The 7,381-nt window shown below is 42.8% G+C and carries 7 protein-coding genes; 4 read left to right on the top strand and 3 right to left on the bottom strand.

Annotation, left to right across the window (positions count from 1 at the left end; translation table 11 throughout):
* Positions 1–82: 82 nt before the first annotated feature.
* The 3 genes from F8S12_RS00735 to F8S12_RS00725 all read right to left on the bottom strand — a co-directional run bounded on the left by F8S12_RS00735 (position 83) and on the right by F8S12_RS00725 (position 3,920).
* Positions 83–1,123, bottom strand: coding sequence for an ABC transporter ATP-binding protein (locus tag F8S12_RS00735; protein WP_196514319.1), 1,041 nt, complete (start codon positions 1,121–1,123; stop codon positions 83–85).
* A 184-nt stretch (positions 1,124–1,307) separates the two neighbouring features.
* Positions 1,308–2,924: an ABC transporter permease gene (locus tag F8S12_RS00730; protein WP_196514318.1), complete on the bottom strand. Its 1,617-nt coding sequence runs from the start codon at positions 2,922–2,924 to the stop codon at positions 1,308–1,310.
* Between the two features lie 3 nt (positions 2,925–2,927).
* Positions 2,928–3,920 (bottom strand): iron ABC transporter substrate-binding protein, encoded by a 993-nt coding sequence (locus F8S12_RS00725; protein ID WP_196514324.1) that lies wholly within the window; start codon positions 3,918–3,920, stop codon positions 2,928–2,930.
* Between the two features lie 588 nt (positions 3,921–4,508).
* On the opposite strand from F8S12_RS00725, the gene F8S12_RS00720 reads away from it, so the two are divergent.
* The 4 genes from F8S12_RS00720 (at position 4,509) to coaBC (ending at position 7,224) form a co-directional block, all read left to right on the top strand.
* Positions 4,509–4,835 (top strand): hypothetical protein, encoded by a 327-nt coding sequence (locus F8S12_RS00720; RefSeq protein ID WP_230967703.1) that lies wholly within the window; start codon positions 4,509–4,511, stop codon positions 4,833–4,835.
* A 67-nt stretch (positions 4,836–4,902) separates the two neighbouring features.
* On the top strand, positions 4,903–5,523 hold the full coding sequence (locus F8S12_RS00715; RefSeq protein ID WP_196514323.1) for an alpha/beta hydrolase: 621 nt from the start codon (positions 4,903–4,905) through the stop codon (positions 5,521–5,523).
* A gap of 152 nt (positions 5,524–5,675) precedes the next feature.
* Positions 5,676–5,888: a protein IsiD gene (gene isiD / locus F8S12_RS00710; protein ID WP_196514317.1), complete on the top strand. Its 213-nt coding sequence runs from the start codon at positions 5,676–5,678 to the stop codon at positions 5,886–5,888.
* Positions 5,889–5,988: 100 nt separating this feature from the next.
* Positions 5,989–7,224, top strand: coding sequence for a bifunctional phosphopantothenoylcysteine decarboxylase/phosphopantothenate--cysteine ligase CoaBC (gene coaBC / locus F8S12_RS00705; RefSeq protein ID WP_196514316.1), 1,236 nt, complete (start codon positions 5,989–5,991; stop codon positions 7,222–7,224).
* The last annotated feature ends 157 nt before the right edge of the window (positions 7,225–7,381 follow it).

Raw genomic sequence — 7,381 nt, 5'->3', positions numbered from 1 at the left:
CTACCCAGATAAGTTCAAAAATCAAATCGGATTGCCATATATTAAGCAATCTAAAATTAATTAAATTATGACAGTCTAAATTTTATTGCGGAAAAATGTGTACAACATTACCTGCTATAGATATGTGTACTCGCGTACCTACAGGTAAGGCTGTATCAGTCATCGTTCGAGCATGGAGTTCTTTACCAGAGGGAGTTTGTAAACAATATTGGTACTCGCGTCCTAAAAACCGTCGGGTGCGGACGACTACAGGCGCATCGATCGCTGGCTTTAAGATAAAGTCTTCTTGGCGGATCATGATTTCGCCAGTATCGTCAGTGTGATTTGCTGTCAACTCAAAACTGCCGATTTCTGTTTCCCATAAATTACCTTGACGACGGGCGGGGAGGAAATTCGCCTGAGTGACAAATTCAGCGACGAATCGTGATGCTGGATCAGTATAAACTTCTTCTGGTGTACCTATTTGTTCTAAATGCCCTTGCCGCATCACACCTACTATATCTGAAATAGCTAGTGCTTCTTCTTGGTCGTGGGTAACAAAAATTGCTGAAGTACCTGCCGCTTTGAGAATCTCTCGCACTTCTTCTCGCAACCGCAACCTAACTTGGATATCAAGATTGCTCAGGGGTTCATCTAAAAGCATGAGTTGGGGTTGGGGTGCTAAGGCACGGGCGAGGGCAACCCGTTGCTGCTGTCCACCTGAGAGTTCGTAAGGGTAACGTTTTTCTAAACCTTCGAGTCTCACCAAAGCAATGACTTCGGCTATCCGTTTTTGTATTTGTTGTTTACTGAAATGTTTCAACCCAAAGCCTACATTTTCTCCCACATTTAGATGGGGAAACAGTGCATAATCTTGAAAAACAATACCAATGTCGCGCTGTTCGGCTGGGATGCAAGTAGAGCGATCGCAAACTATCTGTCCACCAATTTTAACTTGCCCTGTTTGCGATCGCTCAAAACCAGCAATCAATCGCAACAGCGTAGTTTTACCACAACCAGATGGGCCGAGCAACCCTAATATATCTCCTTGTTGCAACGTCAAAGATACGTTATCCACTGCGGGAGAGGCATTTTCTGCAAACCGCTTGGTGATATTCTGTAAATCTAGAATTACTTGTTGCATAAAAAGAGGGGCTAGAGACTAGAAAAGAGATTTTCATCCCACATATAAGAAACCTCTTGCAGTAAATCGTTCTTTCATCCTCTTCTTTGCGCCTTTGCGCGGCAGTCGTTACAACGGGGGGAACCCCCGCAACACGCTGCCTTGCCTTTGCGTGAGAAAAAAATATTTATGCAAGAGGTCTAAACTAGAACTTTGTTTGTATTTGCACTTTACTTATGACTTTCTCTTTTTTGACGTTCTCTTGAGAAAGCACCAATAAAGTTGAACCCATAGAAACCAACAGCATCGCTAATGAAGCCGCCGCCGCATCAGCGAAATCTACATTTTCTGTGGCTTGCCAAATTTGCATTGCTAAGGTGCTAAATCCAATAGGCGCTAACAGTATGGTTGCGGGTAGTTCTTTAATTGCTGTCAGAAACACCAGCACTGCACCACTCAACACACCCGGTTGTACCAGAGGTAGGGTAACTTCTCTTAAAGTTTGCCAAGCATTCCTACCTAAGCTATGTGCAGATTCTTCTAGCTGGGGATTGACTTGTAAAAGAGAACTGCGGACTGTTCCCACTGATTGCGGTAAAAATAAAACTAAATAAGCAAATATCAACATCGGCAGAGTTTGGTACAGTGCTGGCAGATAATTGGCACCAAAAAACACCAAAGATAAGGCCACAACAATTCCTGGAATTCCAAAACCTATGTAAGAACAGCGTTCAATAATGGCGGTGATTTTATTCGGAAACCTAACTGCTAAAATTGCTACTGGCAAGGCAAAGATGGTTGTAGCTAACGCCGCCAGTCCAGCCGCCCCAATGGAGTTGAGAACGGTGGGGAGTAAATTAGGGAAAGTGTAGCCACCGTTAAGTCCGCGAATCAGCCAAAATAGGGTGATACCTACTGGCAAAACTATACCTAAGCTAGTGATGGCTAAACAAAAACCAAAAGCCGGCCATTTCCAAATTCCCAACTTCATAATTTTCGGCGGACGTAAAGAAGCGGAACCACGACTATAATAAGCTGCACGCGATCGCATTCGATATTCCAACCACAAAATTAGCAGCACCAGTATCACCAACATCAAAGACAAAGCTGCGGCTGAGTTACGATTAAAACTAGTTTTATATTGTAAAAATATTGCTCGTGTAAAGGAATCAAACCGCATCAGCGAAGGTGTACCGAAATCACGCAAAGCATACAAAGCTACTAATAATCCACCTGCAATCATTGATGGTTTCAACTGCGGTAAAACCACTCGAAAAAAGGTTTCTCTGCTGCCATAACCCAAACTCCGAGCCGCTTCTTCTAAAGTAGGATCAATACCTTGTAAACCAGAACGGACACTCAGCAACATATAGGGATAGGTAAACAAAGTAATTGCCAAAACTGTCCCCGGAAAACCATAAATAGAAGGCAATTCTTCTACCCCAAATGGTTGAAGTAACAGTTGCAAAAAGCTACCTCGTGGTGCCAAAGTTGCAATCAGCGCAAAACTGCCTACATAGCTAGGAACCGCTAAGGGTAATGTTGTTGCTACTAACCAAAAACGCCGTCCTGGTAAGTCTGTCCGCACAGTTAAAAATGCCAATGGTACGGCAATTAGTGTGGAAAATAACGTCACCGTTGCCGCCATTGCCGCACTGTTGAAAAAAACCGTAATATTGCGGGGACGAGTAATCAATTTCCATAACTCTTCCCCACCAATTCCTGCGGTACGAATTATTAAATATAGTAATGGCAGAGCAATGGCAACTGCCACTACTCCTGCCGCTAATGTGAGAAATAATGGAGGGCGAACCGCTTTCAACTGTTACAAAACTCCTGCCTGCTGTAGTAAATTCAAAGTTCCTGGCAAATCATTTAAGTTTGTCAGGTTAACATTGGGTGGATTGAGCTTATTGATTGGTACTTGTTTTGATGGTGCTGAAATTCCTTTTACTAAAGGATATTCATTAGTTTCTTGAGCAAAGTAGTTTTGTGAACTCTCTTTGAGCAAGTAATTAATCAAAGCTTCTACATCAGCTTTTTGATCAGTGGTATTCGTAATTGCTACTCCTGCCACGTTAATCATCGATCCTGCGTCTTTGCTTGTGTAGTGGTGGGCAACCGGAAAGTTCGGATCATTTTTTTTGAAGCGATACAAGTAGTAGTTATTCACTAAACCGAGATGAACTTCTCCACGTCCCAGAGCTTCCAAGATCGCAGCGTTTTTACCGTAATCTTTAACACCATTAGCTTTCATCGCCTTGAGCCATTGTAGAGTCTTTGCGTCTCCTTCTAATACTCGCATGGCGGTGACAAATGATTGAAATGAGCCGTTAGCTGGTGCCCAGCCGACTTTACCGCGCCATTTTGGTTGGGTTAACTGTGAAATCGATGTCGGTAGTTCGCTTTGTTTGACTAGCTTGGTGTTGTAGTCAATTACACGGGCACGTCCAGAAATTCCTAGCCAATGCCCTTTGGCAGAACGAAAGCGAGTATCAACTTTGTTCAGCAGTTGAGAGGCAATTGGCAGTGTCAGCTGTTTTTTCTCCAAAGTGCCTAAAGCACCAGCGTCTTGAGCAAAAAACAAGTCCGCACGGCTATTTTTGCCTTCTTCCAAAAGTGCGATCGCTAACTCAGCAGTATCACCATAACGCACTTGAATATCCTTCTTCAAGTCTTTTTTTGCTCTCTCAATTAAAGGGCCAATTAGTTTTTCCTCTCTGCCTGAATAAATCACGAGGGTTTTTGTTTGGGCATCTACAGCTACCCCAATTCCCCAGCCGAGCATTAAAGCTACAGCTCCGGCTGCAACTTTCATCAATGGTAAAGTTTTCAATCTCCAGTCCTCCACCTGAATTATTACTAGGAAGTTTTTGCAATAACCTTGCTATTCTTAACCATTACCATTAACTTGTACTACTAAGCAAGAAAATTTCTCAAAATATTTAGATTTTTGCTGCTCTTGTCAGATGATGTCTAGGACGGGTGTATATAAAGCAGGTTATATGACTTTCACTTGCTGCATGAGCTTGAGTGTTGTGTCTAAATCGCTGAAGCCGTAGCCGACTTAATCGGCATTGATGGCGATTCGGCATTATTTACAATATTTTTCTAGGCAATATTTGATAATGATTTCTATTAAATCAAAAAAGTTGGCTAAAAGCAATAGTATACAGATAGGAATTATTCTTGTATGGAAATTGGTAAAGAAAGGTTTTAATCCAAAATTACCGTCTAGCTTTTGGTTACTACCATGATGACGAGGTAAGGTATTCTTTGGGCAAGCAGCAAATGCCGATTAATACTAAGGAATGCAGATTAAATAAAGTGCAAAACTGGGGTTAAAGCAGAAGTTCCTACAGAGAAAGCAGAATTTGCTACAGGCTGTGCGATACAAGAAAACGTCTTGGCGGAAGCTGCTACAGGCTGCGCGATACACGGAAACGTCTTGGCGGAAGCTGCTACAGGCTGCGCGATACACGGAAACGTCTTGGCGGAAGCTGCTACAGGCTGCGCGATACACGGAAACGTCTTGGCGGAAGCTGCTACAGGGAAGGCGGAAGCTGCTACAAGGAAGGCGGAAGTTGCTACAGACTGCACAAAATCCAAAAACGTCTTAGCCCAAGTTGCTGAGAATTTTAAAGAAACAATGGAGATTTTCTTTGATGATTTTTTGTCACAGTGGAACTATGCTTCTAAACCCCAACAATACTCAAAATTGAAAGTTATTTAATCCACGTTCCTAAGTCTGCTTGAAGAGATAATATCTACTAGAAGAGTACGATTTTAGGAGTAGACCTCTGTCTTTACAATTTATCACCGTTCCTCCCGCAACTTCTCAACCGCCCGCAGGCTTAATTGTCACTTTGCATGGTTGGGGTGCTAATGCTAAGGATGTAGCATCTTTGCTGCCCTTGATCAACTTACCTAATTACCAGTTTGTGTTGCCCGATGCACCTTTTTCTTATCCGTATTCCCCCGGAGGGAGGGCATGGTATGATTTGCGTGTGGAAAATATGTATCAAGGGTTGGCTGAAAGTCGGCAACTACTAATAGATTTCTTGAAATCTTTAGAAGACAGCACTGGCGTTCCTTTATCGCGTACTATCTTAAGTGGATTTTCTCAAGGCGGAGCAATGACTTTAGATGTTGGATCAAAATTGCCCCTAGCCGGTTTAGTTGTCATGAGTGGGTATTTACATCCTGATGCACTAACGACAGCTAAAAGTGGAATTCCGCCGACTTTAATTACTCACGGTAAATATGATGAAGTTGTCCCCCTGCAAGCTGCTTTGAAGGCACGAGAAACTCTAGAGTCTCTAAGAGTGGCGGTAGATTACCACGAATTTGACATGGGGCATGAAATAAATCCCCAAACGTTAGAGGTGCTACGGAATTTTATTGTAAATACAATTGATTAGTTAGCATTACGAATTTTTTATAAATTCTGGTATAAATGCTGAAATTTTTACGAAATCAATGACCTCTAATGAGTAATATATATAGGGTGGCTGCGTTCAGCGCAACTTAACCCATGCTGAAGGCAGTGCTGCATAAGGGAGGGGCGAGCATTATGACAACTCTAAGCATTTCCAAGAAAGAAATTGCTGCCATGACTACGGCAGAAGTAGAAGAGCTAGCTACACGTCTGGAGCTAGATAATTATAGTAATGCTTTTGAGGGTTTAAATGATTGGCATCTGTTGCGAGCGATCGCATTTCAGCGTCCAGAGTTAGTTGAACCCTATATTTATCTCTTAGATTTGGAACCCTATGATGAAGCGTAACAATTTTGGATTTTAAATTTTAGATTTTAGATTGGGGTTAACTGGCTAAAATCGAAGACTATCAGGGTTAATGTATTACCTGGTTGCTCCCAGACCTACAATGCCATTACCACTTAATCCAAAATCCAAAATCCAAAATCCAAAATTGAACAGGGTTTTAATTGCTGTAGGTGGCGGTATCGCCGCCTACAAAATCTGTGAGTTGGTTTCGACGCTGTTTAAAACTGGGGTGGAAATCCGAGTCATCCTCACCCGTTCGGCGCAAGAATTTATCACGCCTCTAACTTTAGCCACCCTATCTCGTCATCCCGCCTACACAGATGATGATTTTTGGCAGCCAACTCACTCTCGTCCGTTGCACATTGAGTTGGGTGAATGGGCAGATGTGATGGTAATTGCCCCCTTGACGGCTAATACATTAGCAAAGTTAGCCTACGGGATGGCTGATAATTTACTCACAAATACCGTGCTGGCTTCAACTTGTCCTGTGCTGTTAGCACCCGCGATGAATACGGATATGTGGGAACAGCTATCGGTACAGCGAAATTGGCAACAGCTATTGATAGATAGCCGATATCATGGAATGAGTACAGCATCAGGTTTATTAGCGTGCGATCGCATCGGTGCTGGTAGGCTAGCAGAACCTCCAGAAATTTTGGCTCATATCCAATCGTTGTTGCACACTCAAGGCAAACGAGATTTAGTAGGTAAACGAGTGTTAGTTAGCGCTGGGGGAACGCGAGAATATCTTGACCCAGTGAGGTTTATTGGCAATCCTTCAACAGGTAAAATGGGATTGGCGTTATCTCAAGCGGCACTTCACCGAGGGGCAAACGTAACCCTAGTATATGCCCCAGCTCATTGGGATGTACCATTAGGAGTGCAAGCAATTCCCGTCATTAGTGCCGAGCAAATGCAGCACGTCATGGTGGAATGTTTACCCAACGCTGATATCATTGTGATGTCGGCTGCGGTGGCAGATGTGAAGCCACGAGATTATAGTACAGAGAAATTGCCCAAGCGATCGCTCCCCCAAGCTTTACCTCTGGAACCAGTACCGGATATACTCACCCAATTAGCAGAACTCAAACAGCCACATCAACTGTTAATTGGTTTTGCAGCACAAACTGGGGATATTGTCAAGCCTGCATTAGAAAAATTGCAGAGTAAAAAATTAGATTTTATTGTTGCCAATCCCATCGATCAACCTGATAGCGGTTTTGGGAGTGATAATAATCAAGCGATATTTTTAGATGTACAAGGAAATCAGGTAGCGATCGCACCTTGTTCTAAATTAGAAATGGCACATCAATTATTTGATTTTATCCTATTTTGACCAAGTTCCTAGATTAATAATCTACCGAAAGTGCAATGCTTGCGATTTTTACTAGCCTACCCCAAGCCGCATAATTTGGGCAGATTACAGGCGGCGTTATACATTAATAAGTGTATCTGCAATACCGGACTTGTTCTGGCTCAGTCTCAATAGCAAA

This window comes from Nostoc sp. WHI, assembly GCF_015714725.1.
Lineage (GTDB): Bacteria > Cyanobacteriota > Cyanobacteriia > Cyanobacteriales > Nostocaceae > Nostoc.
Note: the sequence above shows the minus strand (reverse complement) of the source record. Positions and strands in the feature narration are given on the sequence as shown.

Bases quoted from the DNA above. Each gene is read 5' to 3' on its own strand.
- F8S12_RS00735 (WP_196514319.1), bottom strand. From the start codon at position 1,123: ATGCAACAAGTAATTCTAGATTTACAGAATATCACCAAGCGGTTTGCA.
- F8S12_RS00725 (WP_196514324.1), bottom strand. From the start codon at position 3,920: ATGAAAGTTGCAGCCGGAGCTGTAGCTTTAATGCTCGGCTGGGGAATT.
- isiD (WP_196514317.1), top strand. From the start codon at position 5,676: ATGACAACTCTAAGCATTTCCAAGAAAGAAATTGCTGCCATGACTACG.
- coaBC (WP_196514316.1), top strand. From the start codon at position 5,989: ATGCCATTACCACTTAATCCAAAATCCAAAATCCAAAATCCAAAATTG.